The organism is Pantoea sp. S18 (assembly GCF_045689705.1).
Taxonomy (GTDB): Bacteria; Pseudomonadota; Gammaproteobacteria; order Enterobacterales; family Enterobacteriaceae; genus Pantoea; species Pantoea symbiotica.
Genome location: NZ_CP142690.1, coordinates 55,950 through 75,707, shown reverse-complemented (window position 1 = coordinate 75,707; position 19,758 = coordinate 55,950). Strand labels below are relative to the sequence as shown.

Below are 19,758 nucleotides of genomic sequence, written 5' to 3'. Positions count from 1 at the left end.
CGGGCATCAGGCAGAACGCAGGAGAAAACGACAAAGCCGCAGCCCGGAGGGACCGGGTGCAGACGGTTAGCAAAGCGGCCCTTGCCTGAGGCCGCCCGTGTGGCAGGTTTCTGCACGGCGAAGGGGCTCAGGAGAACGAAACAGGACAACAGGTAGTGAACAGGGCACAGCCCCGGACGGCAGCTTTACGCCGGCCCGGTCCTTAGCGGCCATGTCATTCTGTGGCCAGTGGACGCGCTGGCGCTCAGCCAGCTGCAGGGTTGGCATTCGCATTCAGACCCCAGCCGTCAGGCCCGAAACGCATCTTCGCGCGATTCGGCGGAGCTTACTGGCAAGGCCGGTTAGCGCAGTCGGGCTGACGACCCGATATACCGGGGAGCCGAAGGAGGCCCGCTCTCAAGTATGAGATGTCTTACAACTGTGGCAGTTTCAGGATCATTTTTCAGCTGGCAATAATGGCACAAGACGATCGCTTATAAAGTTGAAGCCCCCTCTGCATGAATAAAATGACCGATAAAATAATATCGATAACAACGTTATATGTAATTGTAAGCAGGAGGAAATCTGGTATATGTCACCTGTTATCTCACGCGCCGCATTAAATTTGACAGGAGACTGATGCAATGCAGTTTGTAACCAACGGACCGGACATTCCTGATTCATTGCTGCAGGCACATGAAGAAGGACGAGTCGTATTTTTCTGCGGTGCCGGCGTTTCTGTTCCTGCGAAATTGCCTGACTTCAAAAAACTCGTTCAGGATATTTTTAAACAGACAGATCCCCGTAAAACGCCACAAGAGGAGGCCACCTTTAATGCTTGTCAGTATGACGCCACCCTCAATTTACTGGAACATCGACTGCCGGATGGGCGAATAACCATCAGGCGAGCGCTGGTCTCGGCATTGACACGTCGTTCATTTCCTCATTCTGCAACAGAAACACATTCCGCCTTGCTGTGCTTATCCAGAACACATGACGAAAGGATGCGACTGGTCACAACCAACTTTGATTCGCTGTTTGAGCTGGCGGGCAAACGAGACAGCTACAAATTTCCGGTGTTCTGTGCCCCCATGCTGCCTGTCCCCAAAAACAGCCGCTGGAATGGCCTCGTGTATTTACACGGAGCCATAACCCGGAAAATGGATGACACCGCCCTGAACCGGCTGGTTGTGACCTCTGGCGATTTTGGTCAGGCCTATCTGACGGAACGCTGGGCAGCACGTTTTGTCAGCGAGTTGTTCAGAAACTATGTTGTCTGTTTTGTCGGGTACGGTATTAATGACCCGGTGCTTCGCTACATGATGGATGCGCTGGCGGCCGATAAACTTCAGGGTGAAACTACGCAGCCGACCTGGGCCTTCGCCAGCTACAAAAGCGGGGAAATGGAAGATAAACGCACGGAGTGGCAGGCAAAAGGCGTGACACCACTCCTTTACCAGGTCGAAATATTAAAGAATAAGGACCAAGATCACTCCCTGCTGCATAAAACCCTTATCGCCTGGGCGAATACATATCGGGATGGGGTAACAGGTAAAGAGCGCATTGTGCTGGACAATGCTTCATCCTTACCATCCAAAAGTACGGTGCAGGACGACTTTATCGGAAGAATGTTGTGGGCGCTGTCTGATAAATCAGGGTTGCCAGCCCGGCGTCTGGCAGAGCACAACCCCGCACCACCCCTTGAATGGTATTTCACAGGGCTAAATGAGAACCGTTTCAGGCAAGCGGACCTGAGACGGTTTGGCATTACTCCTCGCGACAGCGGCGATGAAAAACTAAACTTCAGCTTACTCAGCCGGCCTTCTCCTTATCATTTATCGCCGTTTATGATGCTCTTCGCGGGCGAACATTATCCCACACAGTGGGATGAGGTCATGCTGCACCTGGCACGATGGCTTTTGAGGTATCTGGATGACCCTAAGTTGCTGGTGAGTTTTGCAAAGGGAGGCACCCGGTTGCATCCCTCTTTCAGGAACATGATCGCTGAAAAGATCGCGTTATATGCAAGGCTTGATAGGGAGGGTAAAACTTCAGAACTCGATGCCATCAGGGAGAACTCCCCTACAGCCATTCCCGGCCCGCAGATGCAGGTGCTATGGCAGTTATTTCTGAGCAGCCGGGTTCAGCCTTCATATATGAACGGTGACATTATCTCATGGAAACGCCGGTTAGGATCCGGGCAACTCTCTCCAACATTACGCTTTGAGCTGCGTGAATTGCTGGCACCACATATTCGCCTCACTGAACCTTACGACATCTCTTCACTTTATGGCGACTCAACAGACAATACTCCGCCTACCATGAAACAGCTTGTGCAATGGGATCTTGTGCTCTCACTAAGCCATGCGCGTTCCATGCTAAACCCCGCCTCGGATAAACACCTCCGACAGGTTCTGCCTGCGCTGTTTGACGATTTTCAGCTCTTACTCAGGGATGCTCTCGACTTGTTGAAAATGATGTCTGAGGAAGCAGACGATTCTGACCACTCTCACTGGTACCAGCCGTCAATTTCACATCATCCGCAGAATCGCGGACACAGAGACTGGACGCTGCTTATCGAACTGTTGCGGGATGCATGGCTGGCGATCTTAAATACCGAGAGAATCCGCGCGACCCAGGCTGCAATCGGCTGGTACCAACTGCCTTATCCACTATTCAAAAGGCTTGCGCTGTTTGCCGCGAGCCAGGACGACGATATCCACGGGAAAACATGGGTCTCCTGGCTAACGGATGACGGCGCACACTGGCTATGGTCAGTTGAAACCGCTCGCGAAGTTTACAGATTGCTCGTTTTGAGGGGAAATAACCTCCACAAGGGCGCACAACAACAGCTTGAAGACGCGATACTGGCCGGCCCTCCCCTTCCTCGATACGGTAGTTTTGAAACCGATGAACAACGACAGGGATACCTCAGCAATAAAATTTGGCGCGCACTCGCTAAGCTTGAATCATCGGGACTTCAACTGGGAGAAGCCGCTTCTTCTCGCTTACAGGCGATTTCTGCGAAATATCCAAAACTCAAGCTGGCATCTGATGAACGAGACGAATTCAGCATGTGGACGGGTGCTGTGGGTGACAGTGAATTCGAAGCGCGCTACAGCAACAATCGAGCACCTAAACAATTAATGGCTCTGATTAAGTGGCTCAGGAAAGACCCCAGAAAACAATGGACACCGGGTGATGATGGCTGGAGAGAAGTGTGCAGAAGCCATTTTGACGTTAGCCTTGAAGCGCTCTGGCATCTTTCTGAAAATGGGTTCTGGCCAGAGCAACGATGGCGGGAGGCACTGCAGACCTGGAGTCAGGACGATATGCCTCTTAAAAGCTGGGATGCTGCTGCCCCTCTGATTAAGGATATGTCAGAAAGTCTTCTGCATGCCCTATCCCATACTTTTGGCTGGTGGCTGGAGTCCTGCTCAAAAGTTCTGTCAACCCATCAGGACATCTTTAAGAGCTTATGCTCGCGCATGCTGGCAATATCCTTTGAGGTGAAGTCAGGCACATTGGTTAATGGCAAGCCGATTGATAATCCCGTCAGCGAAGCCATAAACCATCCTGTAGGGTACGTAACTCAAGCTTTAATGAACCATCTTTTCAGCAATGATATGAAGGATAACGATCTGCTTCCTGCTTGGGCTGAAACGTCGTTTACCACTCTTTGTGATGCCCAAACACTCAGGTTCCGGCACGGGCGTGTAATCCTGGCGGCAAACGTCATCGCACTGTTACGCATTGATCCCGTCTGGACGACGATAAACCTCCTGCCACTCTTTAACTGGAGCAACGCAGAAGAGGCAAGATCGGTGTGGGCGGGCTTTTTATGGTCCCCCCGTTTGTACAAACCCCTGTTTGACCTTTTCAGGCAGGATTTCCTTCGCACGGTTGTGCACCTGGATATGCTGGGTGAGCATCAGAATCAGTACATTAGTGTGCTGACTTATGTTGCCCTTGATATGGCTAAAGATTTTACTGATGCTGAACTAAGGGATGCGTTCAATGCTCTGTCTAATGAGGAACTTGAAACCGTTCTTCAGGCACTGACACAAGCGCTCGATGCTGCTGGTGAGCAGCGTGAGGCATACTGGAGAAATCGAATTGAGCCCTTCTGGAATAACCTGTGGCCAAAATCAAAAGACAGAATCACTCCTCGTATTTCCGAACTGTTGGTACAGATGATTTTGTCTGCTGGAGATGCCTTTCCATCGGGTTATAGGCTCGTAAAAGGGTGGGTACGTCCCGTAGAATTTCTCCATTACTTGTTGAACGAAATGGAGCGCTCCGGTGTGTGCTCTGCATTCCCACAAGAATCTCTCGACTTGCTAGCTGCTCTCGTCACCGATCAGCCTTTCCCACCGGAGCAGCTTCAGACTGGCCTCAGAGAGATAATCGCCAGCGATCCCAGCCTTGAAAGAAACCCACAATATGCCCGCCTGAATACATATTTACGTCGTAAGCGCCCATAAACTTAGGCCTCAGCAAATTATTCACTTCCTGCCGAGGCCAGTGTTGTATTGCAGTCCATCGGCAATGTCATGGCTGTCCAGTAAGGTCAGGGTGATGACCCGTACGGTCACTCCCCTGGCAATGCCAGCCACAAACTGATGACGATCCGATTAGTTGGCAGGATCCGACGTTCGATGTCTTTCTTCTGTACCACGCTTACCCGTAATTTTTATTCGCACTGATGATTGTTCCCTCTGTCATATCAACGATAATGGCAAGAACGTAATAGCTCGTTTCAAAAGGAGCTTGAATGAGATTATCAAGATCATTATGCAAGGTAGTCGGGGATATCATCTCTACGACCGGATCACATGCATCACTTGAGTCACTCTTCCACTCTGCTGGCGCGCCTGGAGTTGCACCGACGGGTCCCCACAGTACCCGTTGGAAAGACTGGCTTTATTTAATCGGTCAGGATCCCGGGACGGACAGTCTGGCTGCTTTAGGGGGAATCATTGAAGAATTTATGGACATTTCTCCTCCTGCGGGCAGCCCTGAATTTGTGGAATGGAGCGAAAAAAGGAAACGGATCGAGTCCGTTTTGCACGATAATAGTCTGCGCTATTATCGGTTTGGTCAAATATTGCCCGTTGGGCATATTCCCGTCACTGATATAGCAGCAGAAGAAAACGTCAGTAGTTTTCATCAGCCCGTCATCCCTGAGAAAGTAGAGGCCCTGTTAGAACGACTCGTAAAAGGCCTGCAACGTGCAATGCATCCCCTCACAAACCGCAGGAAAGGCAGCCAACGCCTGTCGTTCGAGAGTGAATACGATGTTCAGGATCTCCTTCACTCACTGCTCAGACCGTGGGTTCAGGATATACGCCCGGAGGAGTTCACACCCAGCTACGCTGGTGTAAGCACCCGAATGGACTTTCTGTTACCAGCGCACAACCTGGTGCTTGAAACAAAAATTGTACGTGACCGCCACCACTCCAAAAAAATTGGAGATGAACTTACGATCGATATAGCGCATTACCGTAAACACGGGGACTGTAAAAACCTGTGGTGTGTTATCTATGATCCAAACAAATTCATCACCAATCCGTCCGGATTGATCGCTGATCTTCAGGGAGAACATACTTCTAAAGAGGGTGAAGTCAGCGTGAGGGTCTTTGTGCTGTGAGCCGGGTTTTCTGGAAGCTAAATGTTTGAAGCCGTAACGCCTAAAGCACGGGGTACCCCGATGAAGGTACCCTGCGTCAGCATCTCAGATACATGTCTTCCGGGATTGACTCTAAATCAGCTCCGGGCCCAGAATGCCCGAACATAGACCTGCCGGGCTGAACCATCAACAACGTTCACTGAAACTGCATTCACAGTATCAGTACGATGCACGCACGCGCCAGATCCATGTCATATTCAGCAGATCGTTTACCCGCACTCCCCTTCCCCGCCAGCAGGAGAACCATCGTCTGTACGAAGACGGTGTCTGCCAGGCTAGCGAGACTTCCGCTTCGCAGATGAGCGTCTCCATATGTGTGGCGGCTTTGCACCAGGCAACCTCCGGCTGAGTCAGTATTAACGCCAATGGCGTCTTTACTTCGCACACACGGGTTACTTCATTATCTGTCACTGATTTAACACTTAACTGCGCGGTGCGAGGGCTTTTATCTCCGGGTGCATATGAAGCTCCCTGCACTTCTGACGTCACCGGATGGTAGTGAGAGCACTTAAGGTCGGCCACCTAAGCCATCATACTTAGCCCCACAGGCAGTTTCGTGGCGCTGGAAATACTGGGAATAAACCGGGTATGCATCAGTTGATCCCCCCGCGGCGCAAAACAACGGCAATCTGCCCTGGCGTATATCCCGCTCTCACCATCTCATCGATACGCTGCAGCAGTTTCCGGATGATGTCGGTTGCCAGCTGCTCGCTGATCCAGAAGTACAAACCCGTGTGATCGGGGTTCAGCCACATTAATCCGTGCCAGAAAGGCGACTCTCCGCCTGGGCTCAGAATATCAAGGGTGACGTGCCGGCATTTGCGGTGCGTCAGCCGCAGGTGGACCGGAAACACGCCGCCCCACTCTCCCCGGATTTCACACTCCGTACGCCAGGCATCACCGGGCTTAAGCGCGTGCAGGACGGCACCAGTCATACGCTGACGAAACTCTTCGCCTCGCGCGCAATAGGATTCGTACTCACAGGGAGATAACGCCCGTAGCCGGGCAAGCGTCAACGGCTCATCTCGGGTCATCTCACCGCTGTGGCTGCTCATGTCACCGCCAGCCAGCCGACCGTAATAGCGGGATAGCTTGCCGCCACGAATATTTTCTTTAGACTGAATAACTGACATATCGGGTTCCTTTTAATTTGATTGTCACGCCCTGTGCGGAGTTGCAGCTCCGCCAGGGCGCTCTCTTCGAGTAGTCGCGGTTCTTAACGGTCCCGCTTCCGTGGACCCTGCCATGTTTAAAAAGGTATCGAGTCGTCAAAGTCTTCGGGAGGTGGCGGATAGTTCCCGAGCTCTGGCCATATAGCCTGCGGTGTTGTCTGCGGCTTTACTGGCCGCGACGCGCCCTTACCCCCTCTGCCCTGGCCTCTTTCACCCCCCATGGATTCTGAACGTTCAGGCTTCGCAGCCGGGGGCTGAATCTGATTAGCCGGCGCTTGCCTCGCGTCGGCATTACCACCGCGTCCGCCCAGCATCTGTAGAGTACCGGCTGCGTTGACGACCACTTCCGTGGTGTATTTATCCTGTCCGTCAGTGCCCTGCCATTTACGGGTGCGCAGCTGCCCCTCAATGTAGACCTGCGCGCCTTTGCGCAGATATTCTCCTGCCACTTCAGCGAGCTTTCCGAATAGCACCACGCGATGCCACTCCGTGATCTCCTTATTTTCACCGGTCTGCTTATCCCGCCAGTTTTCAGACGTTGCCAGCGTGATGTTTGCCACAGCCCCACCGTCTGGCATGTAGCGCACCTCAGGAGCCTGTCCCAGATTGCCGACCAGAATGACTTTATTGACGCCTCGTGCTGCCATACTTCTTCTCCTCTTGAACTGAGTTGTTCACCCCATCACCCGTTGAGTTTCGGGAGCCGCGGTGTTGACGTTTTTGTGGAACTCGACTGGTTCAATCCCCCGGTATTCACTTCACCCGTTTGAGATCCTTCGCCGCGAGGGCGTCAACCAGCGCGGGGGATGGCAGGCGTCCGGGGCGCCGGGGACATTTTTTTCTGGTCTAACGCAGTGGCCGGACAAAAATTTTCCCGGCGTTCATCCCATCCTGGACGACCAGGTCGCCTGTGCTTGTCTCAGCCCCTGAGAAAGGACTTAAACGGTGATGACTGAAGGAATGAACAGCATGATGCAGCGGCAACGGTGGCTGAGCGGCAGCCAAACGACGTTGCACCTCAGAGCGGTGGGAAGTCTGGCCGCCGCGGTTATCTGGGAACCGGGGTGACGCGGTAGTGAACCGGAAGGCGTGCGCGCCTCCGGCCAACTGTGAGTAAAGTCAGCCGTCAGGGTTCAGGTTTATATGCGCCCGACAGTGCCGTGCAGGGATACGTGAAGTGAGATAATCGAGAGAGGCGGGCTACAAACCTGCCCCTTATGCAAAACCTTTAACAATACACCGCAGAAGCTCACCGAATATGCAGCCGGTAAAAGGAGTCAACCAATCCGGAGTCGAATTAAAGAGGAGGATTATCCACATCTGCGCTGCACATACAGCTAAGAAAGCTGTGGATAATCTGCTGCATCGTCCGCTGACGGAAGGCCGAAGCATCATGGTGATTTTTTGAACACTCAGTGCGCAATAACATGAGACATTTCAGGGCTCGTGAAAATTATCCCCCCTCCCCTGCCCGCAGCATCTTGCGCCGTGGTTAAAGTCAGTTAATACTACTGTAATTATATACAGCACACTGGCAGGAAATTTGATTATGTTTCACACCCTCAGGCTTATTAATCCGGCACAAAATCCGCCCCCCAGCTTCCGTCCACTTTTTCTGGAGCGCGTGCCCTGCGGGTTCCCGTCCCCCTGCCAGGATTATGCTGAACAGGAGCTGGACCTCAATGAACATCTGATAGCCCATCGCTCAAGCACTTTCTTTCTGCGGGCTGAGGGTAACAGCATGCAGGATATCGGACTGTACGATGGCGACCTGCTTATCGTTGATCGTTCACTGAAACCAGAGCACGGCGACGTTGTTATTGCGGAGGTCTTTGGTGAGTTTACCGTCAAGCGCCTGCTCATAAAGTCGCACGGCCCGGTCCTTCAGCCCATGAATCCTGCCTATCCGGTCATTACTCCTGACCCTGAGACGCTTCAGATCTTTGGCGTCGTGATCCATTTTGTTCATACGACGCGTCGGAGAAACTGACGTGTTTGGCCTGATCGATGTGAACTCGTTTTACGCGAGCGTAGAGAAAGCATTCCAGCCATCACTGAGGAATGCACCTGTCTGCATTCTTTCAAATAACGACGGTTGCGTAATCGCTCGCAGTAAAGAGGCTAAGAAATACATTAAGATGGGCGAACCTTGGTTCAAAATTAAGAACCAGCAGTACCCCGAGAAGATCCACTTTTTCTCCAGTAATTACGCCCTTTATCATTCCATGAGCACGCGCGTGATGTCCTGTATTGAGGAGATGGTTCCCCGGCTGGAGGTTTACTCCGTCGACGAAGGATTCTGTGACTGCCGGGGGATAGATCTGACAATGACCTATGAAAACTTTGGCAGAATGATCCGTGCCCACGTCCTTCAGTGCACCGGCCTGACGGTGGGATGTGGGCTGGCGCCAACGAAAACGCTCGCAAAATCTGCCCAGTGGGCGAGCAAGGAATGGCCTCAGTTTCACGGCGTGCTGGCATTAACGCCCGATAACCCCGGGCGCATAGAGGCGATGCTTTCCCGACAGCCGGTTGAAGAAGTCTGGGGTGTTGGCTCCAGGATAAGCAAGCGACTTAATCTTCTAGGCATTAAAACCGCGCTCGATCTCGCCCGCACCTCCCCTGTTTTCATCCGTAAAAACTTCAGCGTCGTGATGGAAAGGACCGTGCGGGAACTCAAAGGCGAAGCCTGCATTGAGATGGAGGATGCCCCTCCGCCAAAGCAGCAAATCGTTGTCAGCCGCAGTTTCGGAGAACGTATTACAACCTATGATGCGATGCGCCAGGCTATATGTACCTACGCAGAACGCGTTGGCGAAAAGCTGCGTGCTGATCGGCAGTTCTGCCATCACGTGTCAGTTTTTATCCGCACGTCACCCTTTGATACCGGGCAGCCCGCTTACGCCAGCACGGCGTATGTCAGGCTGCGGGTCGGCACTCAGGACACTCGTGACATTATTGAGGCCGCCGTAAAGTCGCTCGATACTATCTGGCGGCCCGGCTTACGTTACGCAAAAGCTGGCATCATGCTAGATGAGCTGAGACCGAACGGCATTGCACAACTCAATCTTTTCGATGAAGAAACACCGCGTCCCGGCAGTGAGGCGCTGATGAATCTGATGGATAAAATGAACAGGAAAGGACGATACAACATTGGGTTTGCCGGTAAAGGTATCCAGCCAGAATGGAGGATGAAGCGGGAGATGCTCAGTCAGGCATGGACAACAAACTGGGAGCAGATCCCTGTGGCAAAAGTCTGTTAGGTAGCGAGCCTCCTGACGAATCGATCAACCAAAGTCACCGTGCTCTGGTAACTGGGACCGCGGTCCCAGGCGGGCTGTCACGGGTTGACACCACCGTTTACCACCTGGGCAAACATCAGGTGCCGGGACGATTCAGCATATATTCCTCCAGAATTGTTGAACTGGAGAGCGGCATCCGGAAATGAGATCGGCTTTTATTTATCTGGGACCGCGGTCCCAGCAAGAGAGCCGTTACATACTGTCGCCGCGTTCACCAACAAGACATGGCTCTGTCACTGGATAACTGACGGCTTAACCATCCGTCGTACGTTGTGTCGCAGACCAATGGCAACAGGTGATGGCTGCTCCATTATGTGAATCGTTCCCCGGCTATGATCGACATGCAGGCTGAATGGTATATCCAAATAATCCGCATGTGGGAACCCGGACTCCGTCGCCGCAGCGGGGAAAAGTTATATCCCGGCCCCTCGGTCAAAAAACCTCTTTTTACTAGCCGGAAAGACTTACCGTGAAGCCTACCTGCGAACTGGGACCACGGTCCCAGACACAATCAAGCATGACTGACATGTTGATGCCCAAGTGATGATTCGATCACAATACAGACGCTAAGATAATTATCCTTATCGGGGATATGTCGGGTATCCATCCACGGCAGGGAAAAATGCGCGATGCCTGGCTGGGACCGTGGTCCCAGCCAGGCGCCGATCATGTTCCGGGATTCACAAAGAAGGGCAATAATTTGGATCAGGGTAACGGTGACCTGAACAATAACGTGTTGTGCTCAGCAGCAGGAACATGAAAAGAAAGTCTGAAGCGGGTGCCGGGGCATGAGAAGGGCGGCCGGAATGCAGACTGGGACCGCGGTCCCAGGGAGGGAAGAGGTATGTCGCCACTGACTGTACAGCGCCGAATATTATCCGGAGCAGTGGATTGCATGCTTAAAGAGGCTGGGACCACGGTCCCAGGTGTAAACGACGTTCCTGTGCTGGGACCGTGGTCCCAGCAAAATCATCAGGGCTGCAGTTGTGTCAGCAGTTCTTCAAACCGGGCAATAAGTGACTCAGGGACCTTGGTTTTATCAAGACTGAATAACACCTTATTCCCCTTATACTGGGCCGAGGCACCAGGCGCAAAATCTTTCTTAATGGCAGGCTCCCGAACTAAAGGGGCGTTTTTCGACAGCGCCTTATTCAGTTCCTGCAGGATCTCTTCTGAATCATAAAGCAGGCCGTTTTTGCGGCCTGCCATCAGGGTCTGCGCCTGTTCATCCAGCAAAGCTTCTTTGCCCTCAAATGCCTTAAATAACTGATCACCCGCTCTGGCTGAAAGCTCACCCGGATGCGAGAAAAGCGAGAGCACGTCATGAGGCAGCTTTGATGTGTTGACGCAGCGTGTAATGACTTTACGGGAAATGCCTTCCGCATTGGCGAGCGCCGAGATGTTATTCGCAAACTCTTTTTCCAGCCGCATCGCGTAGCGCCTGCCGCGTTCATACGCGCTGGTGGGCCGGTAATCATTGCCGAGCTTGCACAGTGCGTCCATCTGTTCATCGTCCAGATCGCCCGTCAGCACGCGATATTCAGACGACGTCAGGATGGCCGTCATACGGCGGCGGCTGCCGTCGGCCACTTCTATCCCGTCCTTCACCTGACGACCAAACGCCGGGTTCTGCTGGCCGTTCAGCTGGAAGGAGGGGATGAGATCGTCAAGGGCGTCTTCCGTCAGAAACGCCTGCACACGCTCGTTTCCGCCCCAGACTCGGGTGGACTCTTCGACTTGACCGGCTGGCACGGTTTCCAGGGTAAACTTAACGTCCCGTCCGCACACGGGCAGGACAATCGAATTTCCTTTGGTCATACTGCCAACGCGGGCTATCAGCGAATCCACCATCGGGGCAGCAGGCGCGGCGGACGGAACTGCCGCAGAAGAAGAGGGCGATGTTTTTGGAATAATGGGTGCACGTTTCATCAGCGGATCTCCCAGCGCGGCTTAATCAGACGGTCAAAGATTTCGTTGCAGACGGGCTCCCAGATGGCCAGCGCGTTTCGCCACGCGCCAGTGGAAGAGCGCTGGTCGATGGCCTGCTCAAACACTGTGCGCATCCTTATTTGTCCTTTACCTACCTCATCGGTTTCGCGAACGACGTTTTTGAGCACCATGCCGCCCCAAGCGTCACGGATCTGCTCTTCCATCCACGGCGACTGCGAGCCGTTATTGTTGCTGTATTTGGTGAGCAGGATCCTGACGTCCGGCTCAAACCCCTGCAGGTCGACGTTTTTCAGCAGGTCGCGGAGCATGTCAAAGAACTGCAGGGCAGAGGTGTAGTCAAAGAGCTCGGCAGGCGTAGGCACGATAAGCACGTCGGCCGCGCACACCACGTTGATGGTCCCGATCCCGAGGTTTGGTGCGCTGTCGATAACGACCACGTCATAGTCCTGTGCCACCGACTCGATGGCGAGCCGGAGCATCATGTGGGGCTCGGTGGGCAGCTTGCCCTCGTCGTAGCGTCCCATGAGTTCGGTTTCAATACGGTGCAGCGCCAGGCAGGACGGAATTATATCCAGCCCCGGCCAGCAGGTCGGCCGGATGGCATAGAAGGCGTCATCACGCTCACCGAGGTAAAAGGGCAGCAGCGTATCTTCGGCGTGAATGTGCAGGTCGGGCACCCAGCCGTGATACATGGAAGCCGTTCCCTGAGGATCGTTCCCTTCAACCAGCAGCACCCGCAGGCCCTTTAGCGCGAGATCCTGCGCCAAGTGAACCGACACGGAGGTTTTATAGACGCCGCCTTTGTGCGCGGCCACGCCAATTACGGGAGGGATACTTTCATCGGGCCGGCGCAGGCGGGTCCCGAAAACATCCCTCATATGATTGATCTGCTCGATGGTATAGCCCACGCGCTGCTCCACCCGTCCGCGCATCTCCAGATCGGGGTAGGGCAGCCGCCCGGCCTTTTCGGCGTCGCGGATAGCCTGAGGCGATACGCCAATCAGATCGGCCGCTTCGCCGACGCGCCAGCGACGCGTGATCTTCCGTGCCTCCGGGCTGTCGTCGTTAAACTGCGCTACGGCAATCGCCCGGGTCATTTCATGTCCGGCGGCGATACACTGGTCGAGCGTATTCATCAGTCCCACACACTTCTCCTTATTAACTTTGCATCAACACATTAAATCTTGATGTTTATTGCAAAGCAATACCAAACTTGCAAATAGCGGCACTGAGTGCAAAGTTTCTAAATTTACCCCCAGACCGGTGCCGTATGTCTGCCTCACTACGGCATCGCCCGTTAGGGCGCGGGCGTCGCGCATAGCAGCTGCCGCACCGGTATCCAGAACCGCACCTGCTGCCCGGCGGCCATGTCCAGCGTAAAAACTATCCTATACACCTCGGTGCTGAGCCGAATACCACTATGCGCTGGGCAGTCCACAGCTGGGTCAGCCAGTTACGCACCGTGCGGTCGGAGACGGTCCAGACGGGCAGGGCGCAGCGCTCGCCGATCTCCGTGTCCGCTTCCAACTCCTTCCTGGTGCACGGAAACAGCGTTCTCATCTCGTCAACGTAGGCCGGATCGGAGAGAGGCACCACGCGGTTGGCGCTCTTCCCCCGCCGCTGCCTGGCGGTGCGGATCACCACGTGCGGGGGATGGTCTTGTTGAGCCGAAAGTCGCGCCAGCGTCCACCCGAAGTCCGGCAGTGCGGTCAACGGGGCCGTGGCGGCGAGGGTGCTCAGGGTGGGAAGCGTTATAAGACTCGGTGTATGTCTGACGACGGTGCGTGAATTCTGCAGGGGAATGGCCCCGATACTTTCCCAGAATTCACGTAGCGACGTTTCGTCTTGACGGTGCTTGTTGATCTTAATATTAAAGATGAGTTGAAGATAGGTCGATTCATCAAGACCTTTATTACACACGACTTTGACATGAAGCAGATAGTAGTTGTCTCCGTCGACGGTCCTGCCTGAAGACAAGGCTTTAGCCATTGGTAATGAGCAGCCATGAACGAACTTTATACTTTACTTATTCGTGATTTTGGCTAGCCAATTTATGCTACATACTCCACCACTTTTATGTAAATCATGGAGTAAGTCCCGCCTGACAACGAAATTTGGGATACACATTAGTTTTAGAAGCGATTAGAAAAGAAAAAAAAGATCTATTAGTTTAATCTCAATGACTACTATGGTGAGTAACCTACTCACTACAGCAGTCTTATGGCGCGTAGTGGCTCGTTTGAACAACGGATGCTGCGCCATCTAAGCCAATGGAATCAAATTATTTTCTCGCCATAATGGTCAGTCTCTCACTATAGCGGTCAGAAGGTGTCTAGGCTAAACGTTAGTCTGACCCTTCTGTGTATCAAACCGCTATGTTCACATCTGAATTAAGAACTTGTAACCTTGGCTCTCTCCAGCTTTGCTGACAGATCAGCAACAGTTCAGTGGGTACGCTTTTACAGGGTAAAAAGTTCCAATTCACAGTTCACTCGTCAGTAATCGCAAGTTTAATACGATGATCGTACTTCTAGCGGGGCTATTTTCAAGGATTTAGATATCGTATTGCGCATATTTGACATGATGCTCTAAGAACACTTTTTTGTGCGTTTTTCCACATTATCCACAGGTCAGATCCAATAACTTGATCCTAGTATGATCCCATTGAGATCCTAAATAGATCCCGGTAGCGCCGCAACCCTTGCTGCTATTGGATAAAACGCCTATCAGTGACTGCTGTAGTGAGCATAATGACCTTTATAGCAAGCAACTTGACCGCTATGGAGAGTACCAATGACTCATGAAGAGAGCGGGTGATGACCGCTATAGTGAGTAACGGGCTGATTTGCTTGTTAATAAGTCATTTTGTTTTTATTTAGAACAATCCTTTGTCGCCACTGGCCCTTACTCAATAGTTAGATTGCCTGTGCCTGAGGTTTAAAATAGTTATGCACCGAAAATAGCATCCGAAATGAGCAGTAAATTGGTTTTGAAGTTATCAACTGGATAGATTCAGTAACAGATCCTTACTAGGCCCTAAATGTTCCTAACAGATCCCTTCACCCTGTGAAGCCTTGATAGTATTGGTTCTAACTATGATCGCTGACTGCTATAGAGAGTAAAAAGACTACTATAGAGAGTAATTAAACCGCTATAGTGAGTAGAATAACCGCTGTAGTGAGTGATAGTATCCACTGTAACGAGTAACGGCGACTATCGCTTGTTCAAATCACGGATTTTCCAAATGCCGAAAAAAGAACAAGAAATCAATCTGATAGCTGAAGCATTCAGTGAAACGGACAAACGAACTGGTGAAGTTGTTCACCTCACGCCTAACAGTAATAATACTGTTCAGCCTGTTGCGTTGATGAGGCTGGGGCTGTTCGTCCCCACATTAAAATCAACCGCAAACGGTCGTAAAAATCAGATGTCTTCCATGGACGTCACCGATGAGCTGAAACAGCTAACGATCGTAAAGGCGGAAGGGTATGAAAATATCAAGATCACCGGTGCACGTCTTGATATGGATAACGACTTCAAAGCATGGGTCGGGATCATTCATGCCTTTGCGAAATATAAAGTGCTGGGAGATAGCGTAACGCTTCCCTTCGTTGATTTCGCTAAACTCTGCGGTATTCCATCATTACGCTCGTCTGCGAAGCTTAGAGCGCGTCTGGAGGCCTCTCTGACACGCATCGCAACGAATACCATCCACTTTGCCAACAAAGAGGGTGAGTACTACGTGACGCACCTGGTTCAGTCAGCAAAATACAGTGTTAAGAATGACACTGTGACCCTGCAAGCCGATCCTAAGATCTTTGAACTCTATCAATTTGATCGCAAGGTGTTGCTTCAGCTCCGAGCTATCAACGAATTAGCGCGTAAGGAGTCTGCACAGGCACTTTACACCTTCATCGAGAGCTTACCCCCAGATCCCGCCCCGGTGTCCATGCAGCGCCTTCAGGCGCGCTTAAATTTGACCTCGCGGCCTAATACCCAATATGCCACCGTCAGAAGGGCAATGGAGCAGCTTAAAGAGATTGGGTATCTCGATTACACAGAGTTCAAACGAGGATCAACGATCTACTTCTCGATCCACTATCGGCAACCTAAGCTTAGGCCTGCAAACATCCCAATCAGTCTTCCGGAACTTGAAGATGATGAATTGGATAATGACAATGAAATTGCTCCGGCTAAGAAGCCCGTGAAGCCGAGAGCAGCTCCTAAAGCCAAGAAGGAAGCTGCCGGCAAGATGGTCATGTTGTCAGAGGAAGAGCTGGCTATGCTGGAAACCATCAGGAAGAGCAAGAAGAAGTAACGTCAAAAAATGACAGGAGAGGGCACTCAACCATGAGTGCCTTTTTTATATTCTAGATAACAATGACCGCTGTAGTGAGAAGCTCACTCGCTATAGCGGTCTTTATGTGCGCCATAACTGTGACCGTCATCACTCTCACTACAGCGGTCATTTGATCGAATTGTCGGAGGGTTGAATTGAACTCCTCTCTCTATAGCAGTCTTTTATCTCGCATCAACACCAACCGCTATAGTGAGGAAACGCCGATAAATGTATGGTTGGGTATGACTGCTGTAGCGAGTAGGCATTACATCGTATGGTTAACGTTTTGCACAGCACCCTGGTGATCACTAACCTTCAATCCCTTGTTACAATGGGTGTTAGTGATCACTAACTTTTTATATTTCCATCAGGGACTTCAGTTGATATACAGCTATCTATTTGGAATCGAGTCTTTATATTCTACTAATACTCATCACAGCAGTCATTACCACTTACTCGCTATAGCGGTCATCGTAGATCTCCGTTCCAACTACTCACTACAGCAGTCGTTACTCTCTATAGCGGTCAATGCTAATTACGAGTTACTACTCACAAGTGGAGTCACCCTGGTCCCATAGACAACTCTACTCAATATTTTGAGCATCGTCGGAGTCTATGGCCCACCACGATTTACCCCTGAGTTTAGAGAAGAAGTTGTCCACCAGATCACCGAGCGGGGCTTATTCCGTCGCTGACGTTGCTGAACGTCCTGGCGTCTCGCAACATACCCTTTACACATGTGTTCGTTCCATAAAACCTGCTGCCGGCGGGCACCAGGCTCAGGATCTGCTGGATGTCTGGACGCAGACCCTCCGACCGAAAACACAGCTCAAGCGAACTGAGGAGGAGCGGGATATCCTGAAAAAGGAGGCGCGTTACTTTGAAAGGGGCCCAGACTAAAGTACCACTTCATTAACGATCACCGTCAGGTCTGGTTGATCACACTGATGATACGGGTTTTGAAGGTTGCACTTTTCGATTTGTACGTCTGACTACACTGCTCGGTATCAGCTGGAGAGCAGGATAATAAGCGCTTGCTCACGCTTATATGCGACTCTTATACCCTGAGTGGCGGCGTTTATGGATCCCGGCGGGTTTACAGTGACCTGCGAGAAATCGGAGAGATATGCAGTAAAAACAGGGTAGCGAAAATTATGCGGGATAACAGAAGAAAGGCCGTGCATGCCTATCAAATCCTGCGAGGAACATGGAGACGTCCGTCAGTAATCACTCCTAACTATCATGCGCAAGCAGGCCCGGCTTATTGAGCCTGTCCTGTAGCGGCTGATTAACGAAAACGGCAGCATAAATGTCCTGTTTAAAGACTTCTTTTGAGCGCGACTTCAGCGGCAGCACTTCATTTTCCCTGTCTCTTTGCAAAGTTGAAACTGAAGCGACTTAAAAGCGTGTCAATACGGTGTGGATGGGATGTAGGCATACGAGTCCTGGTGTAAGACTTCTGAATAAACCACCACTGGCGTCAATAATACCCTTTCGTTGTACAGCTGACCCGGGAGGACGTGCTGACAGGGCTGAAGAGATGTATAAAAGGCCGGGATGCGATGAGGTCCGGCCCTACACCGGAACATCCGCGAGGCCCTGGCGAAAGTCATACGGAAGACGTCACTCTCTTCAGCTTCCACCAATAAGATGCTGGCAACGGTTTTTGGGATCCCAGTTCCGTTTCAGGGGCGTTTTGAAATCAGAAAAGATGCTGATAGCTTTGGTGTAAGCTGTTACCGGGTAGTCGGACGGAATTTCCCTCGCCCCCAAGGCGGGATCCAGGAAATAACGTTTACCAGGTTCTGGGATAAATGAAACCCAGCGTGATTCGGTAAATCCGTCTTTATTGTACGTCATTTTCCCGTCAACCAGTGCCCACTGGCCTGCGGAGTAGAGCTGTTGCAGTGCCATCAGCTGGCCGGGCCTGACTTTAGCGGACATCAGTCTTCCCTCAGAGGGAAGAATATTCGAACCCAGCTCGTAGCGCTCCTTTCTGTCGAAGCAGGTTCCTGTCTTTTCATACACGGAAAGGTAGAAAGTACCGACAAACCCTTCAGGGTCCTGAGCAAAAACAGTTGCCGCATCCTGACCGGTATAGTTGGTATAGTCACGGGGCAGGAGGGCGGAACAGCCGGCAAGCATCACTGCTGGCACAAATACAAGAAAGGCGCTGAAGGGGCGCATGAAAGGCATAAGACACTGCTCCATATTTCATAAATATGAACAGGTATCGGCTTCGTCTTACTAAAGATTAATGATTTCTGACGAAAAAGTACGTTCCACAAAAGGGTGAAGATATGCCCCTTTGTTTACTTTCAGCATCTCACTTAGTTCCTCATTGGTGTAAACGTTGCCTGCAACGTGAAATCCTTTCTGAAAGCCATCATCATTTCTGATAAAAGGCCAATATTCGACGACAGATACGTCGGGTTTTCTGTCTGAGATAGGTCACATCCGGCGTGAAATTAATGCACCTCTCCGCCAGCCAAAAAATCCAGGGGATGAGCATTTAGTGAAGCTTTTATGAGAACGTAGTCATTGGTAATTTCTTGTAAGGGCTGAGCGTTTCTGTGGGGGCCCTGCTGGGGGTAGACGTACTCCCAGCCCAGGTGAACCTTCTGCAGCAGATGCCGGAAGACACGGCGCAGGGTGACGTACTTTTTCCTTCCCCGGCACGTTGCGGCTGATTGAGTTCAAAAACGCGGCTAATCGGTCAGATAAAGAGGAGATCTGCTTCAGAAAGCTCTCCCATGCGCTGGAGTGCCGTGAGGGACTGAGAGAGGTTTCTCACCGGGTCAAATGGTACGTTGAGACCACTACAGCAGCACCACGAACGGCGAGGCGAGCGGGGCGCCGGTGTACGGGGCGTCCAGCACGAAGTCCTCTCTGGTTAACGGCAGGATCTCATTGAGCCGGGCGCCGGTGTTCCACAGCGCGTCGATGAACAGGCGTTTGAGGAGAACGGTCACCTTTGCGAGCACCACTGCCACCTCGGGGGCCAGCAGGTTGCGGGGCATGTCGGTGCCGTACGCGGCGGCCAGTTTGCGCCGCGCCACGGCGCTTTCGTAGTCAAAGTAGCGCGCGGCGCCCGTTCCGAACACATTCTGTTATGTGACGCCGGAGCGTGAAATCTGCGCCGGTTCGAGGGGTAACGTGCCCAAACTTTTAATCTCCGTTGCCAGGCGGGGTTGAGCGTATTTTCCCCCTGTCTGTCCAGCGAAAACCACGGGAATAAATCGATCCTACGGAGCTCCGTTCCTGATCGATTTTCCAGCTTTTCTCCCGTATACAGAGAATAACCTGGTCGGCGCAGATTAAACGTCG

At 52.0% G+C, this 19,758-nt stretch carries 12 protein-coding genes and 1 pseudogene; 6 read left to right on the top strand and 7 right to left on the bottom strand.

Annotated features, from left to right (window positions below; all coding sequences use genetic code 11):
- Positions 1 to 623 precede the first annotated feature (623 nt).
- Both dsr1 and VIJ98_RS24775 read left to right on the top strand, forming a co-directional pair.
- Positions 624 to 4,463: an anti-phage defense-associated sirtuin Dsr1 gene (gene dsr1 / locus VIJ98_RS24780; protein ID WP_323276008.1), complete on the top strand. Its 3,840-nt coding sequence runs from the start codon at positions 624 to 626 to the stop codon at positions 4,461 to 4,463.
- A gap of 290 nt (positions 4,464 to 4,753) precedes the next feature.
- Positions 4,754 to 5,629: a transposase gene (locus tag VIJ98_RS24775; RefSeq protein ID WP_323276007.1), complete on the top strand. Its 876-nt coding sequence runs from the start codon at positions 4,754 to 4,756 to the stop codon at positions 5,627 to 5,629.
- A gap of 632 nt (positions 5,630 to 6,261) precedes the next feature.
- Here the strand turns inward: VIJ98_RS24775 and VIJ98_RS24770 are convergent.
- Together VIJ98_RS24770 and ssb are read right to left on the bottom strand one after the other, a co-directional pair.
- On the bottom strand, positions 6,262 to 6,801 hold the full coding sequence (locus tag VIJ98_RS24770) for a conjugation system SOS inhibitor PsiB family protein (RefSeq protein ID WP_323276006.1): 540 nt from the start codon (positions 6,799 to 6,801) through the stop codon (positions 6,262 to 6,264).
- Positions 6,802 to 6,917: 116 nt separating this feature from the next.
- Complete coding sequence (gene ssb, locus VIJ98_RS24765) at positions 6,918 to 7,487, bottom strand: single-stranded DNA-binding protein (protein WP_323276004.1); 570 nt, start codon at positions 7,485 to 7,487, stop codon at positions 6,918 to 6,920.
- A 902-nt stretch (positions 7,488 to 8,389) separates the two neighbouring features.
- On the opposite strand from ssb, the gene umuD reads away from it, so the two are divergent.
- Complete coding sequence (gene umuD / locus VIJ98_RS24760) at positions 8,390 to 8,830, top strand: translesion error-prone DNA polymerase V autoproteolytic subunit (RefSeq protein ID WP_323276002.1); 441 nt, start codon at positions 8,390 to 8,392, stop codon at positions 8,828 to 8,830.
- 1 nt (position 8,831) lies between these two features.
- Entirely contained in the window at positions 8,832 to 10,103 is a 1,272-nt protein-coding gene (gene umuC, locus VIJ98_RS24755; protein ID WP_323276000.1) for a translesion error-prone DNA polymerase V subunit UmuC, read from the top strand.
- A gap of 1,011 nt (positions 10,104 to 11,114) precedes the next feature.
- Here umuC and VIJ98_RS24750 read toward each other — a convergent pair.
- The 3 genes from VIJ98_RS24750 to VIJ98_RS24740 form a co-directional block, all read right to left on the bottom strand.
- The gene (locus tag VIJ98_RS24750) at positions 11,115 to 12,071 is read right to left on the bottom strand and encodes a ParB/RepB/Spo0J family plasmid partition protein (RefSeq protein WP_323275998.1); all 957 of its coding nucleotides are present in this window, start codon (positions 12,069 to 12,071) and stop codon (positions 11,115 to 11,117) included.
- Complete coding sequence (sopA, locus tag VIJ98_RS24745; RefSeq protein ID WP_323275996.1) at positions 12,071 to 13,237, bottom strand: plasmid-partitioning protein SopA; 1,167 nt, start codon at positions 13,235 to 13,237, stop codon at positions 12,071 to 12,073. Before sopA ends, VIJ98_RS24750 begins: the two co-directional genes overlap by 1 nt.
- A 238-nt stretch (positions 13,238 to 13,475) precedes the next feature.
- On the bottom strand, positions 13,476 to 14,081 hold the full coding sequence (locus VIJ98_RS24740; RefSeq protein ID WP_323275994.1) for a hypothetical protein: 606 nt from the start codon (positions 14,079 to 14,081) through the stop codon (positions 13,476 to 13,478).
- 1,255 nt (positions 14,082 to 15,336) lie between these two features.
- Between VIJ98_RS24740 and VIJ98_RS24735 the strand changes: the two genes are divergently transcribed.
- Positions 15,337 to 16,410, top strand: a complete 1,074-nt coding sequence (locus VIJ98_RS24735; protein WP_323275992.1) for a RepB family plasmid replication initiator protein — start codon at positions 15,337 to 15,339, stop codon at positions 16,408 to 16,410.
- A gap of 623 nt (positions 16,411 to 17,033) precedes the next feature.
- Positions 17,034 to 17,669 (top strand): annotated as a pseudogene (locus tag VIJ98_RS24730) (transposase); the annotation flags it as partial.
- Positions 17,670 to 18,063: 394 nt separating this feature from the next.
- Here the strand turns inward: VIJ98_RS24730 and VIJ98_RS24725 are convergent.
- Positions 18,064 to 18,627, bottom strand: coding sequence for a hypothetical protein (locus VIJ98_RS24725; RefSeq protein ID WP_323275991.1), 564 nt, complete (start codon positions 18,625 to 18,627; stop codon positions 18,064 to 18,066).
- A gap of 623 nt (positions 18,628 to 19,250) precedes the next feature.
- Positions 19,251 to 19,535, bottom strand: coding sequence for a hypothetical protein (locus tag VIJ98_RS24720; protein ID WP_323275989.1), 285 nt, complete (start codon positions 19,533 to 19,535; stop codon positions 19,251 to 19,253).
- Between the last annotated feature and the right edge of the window lie 223 nt (positions 19,536 to 19,758).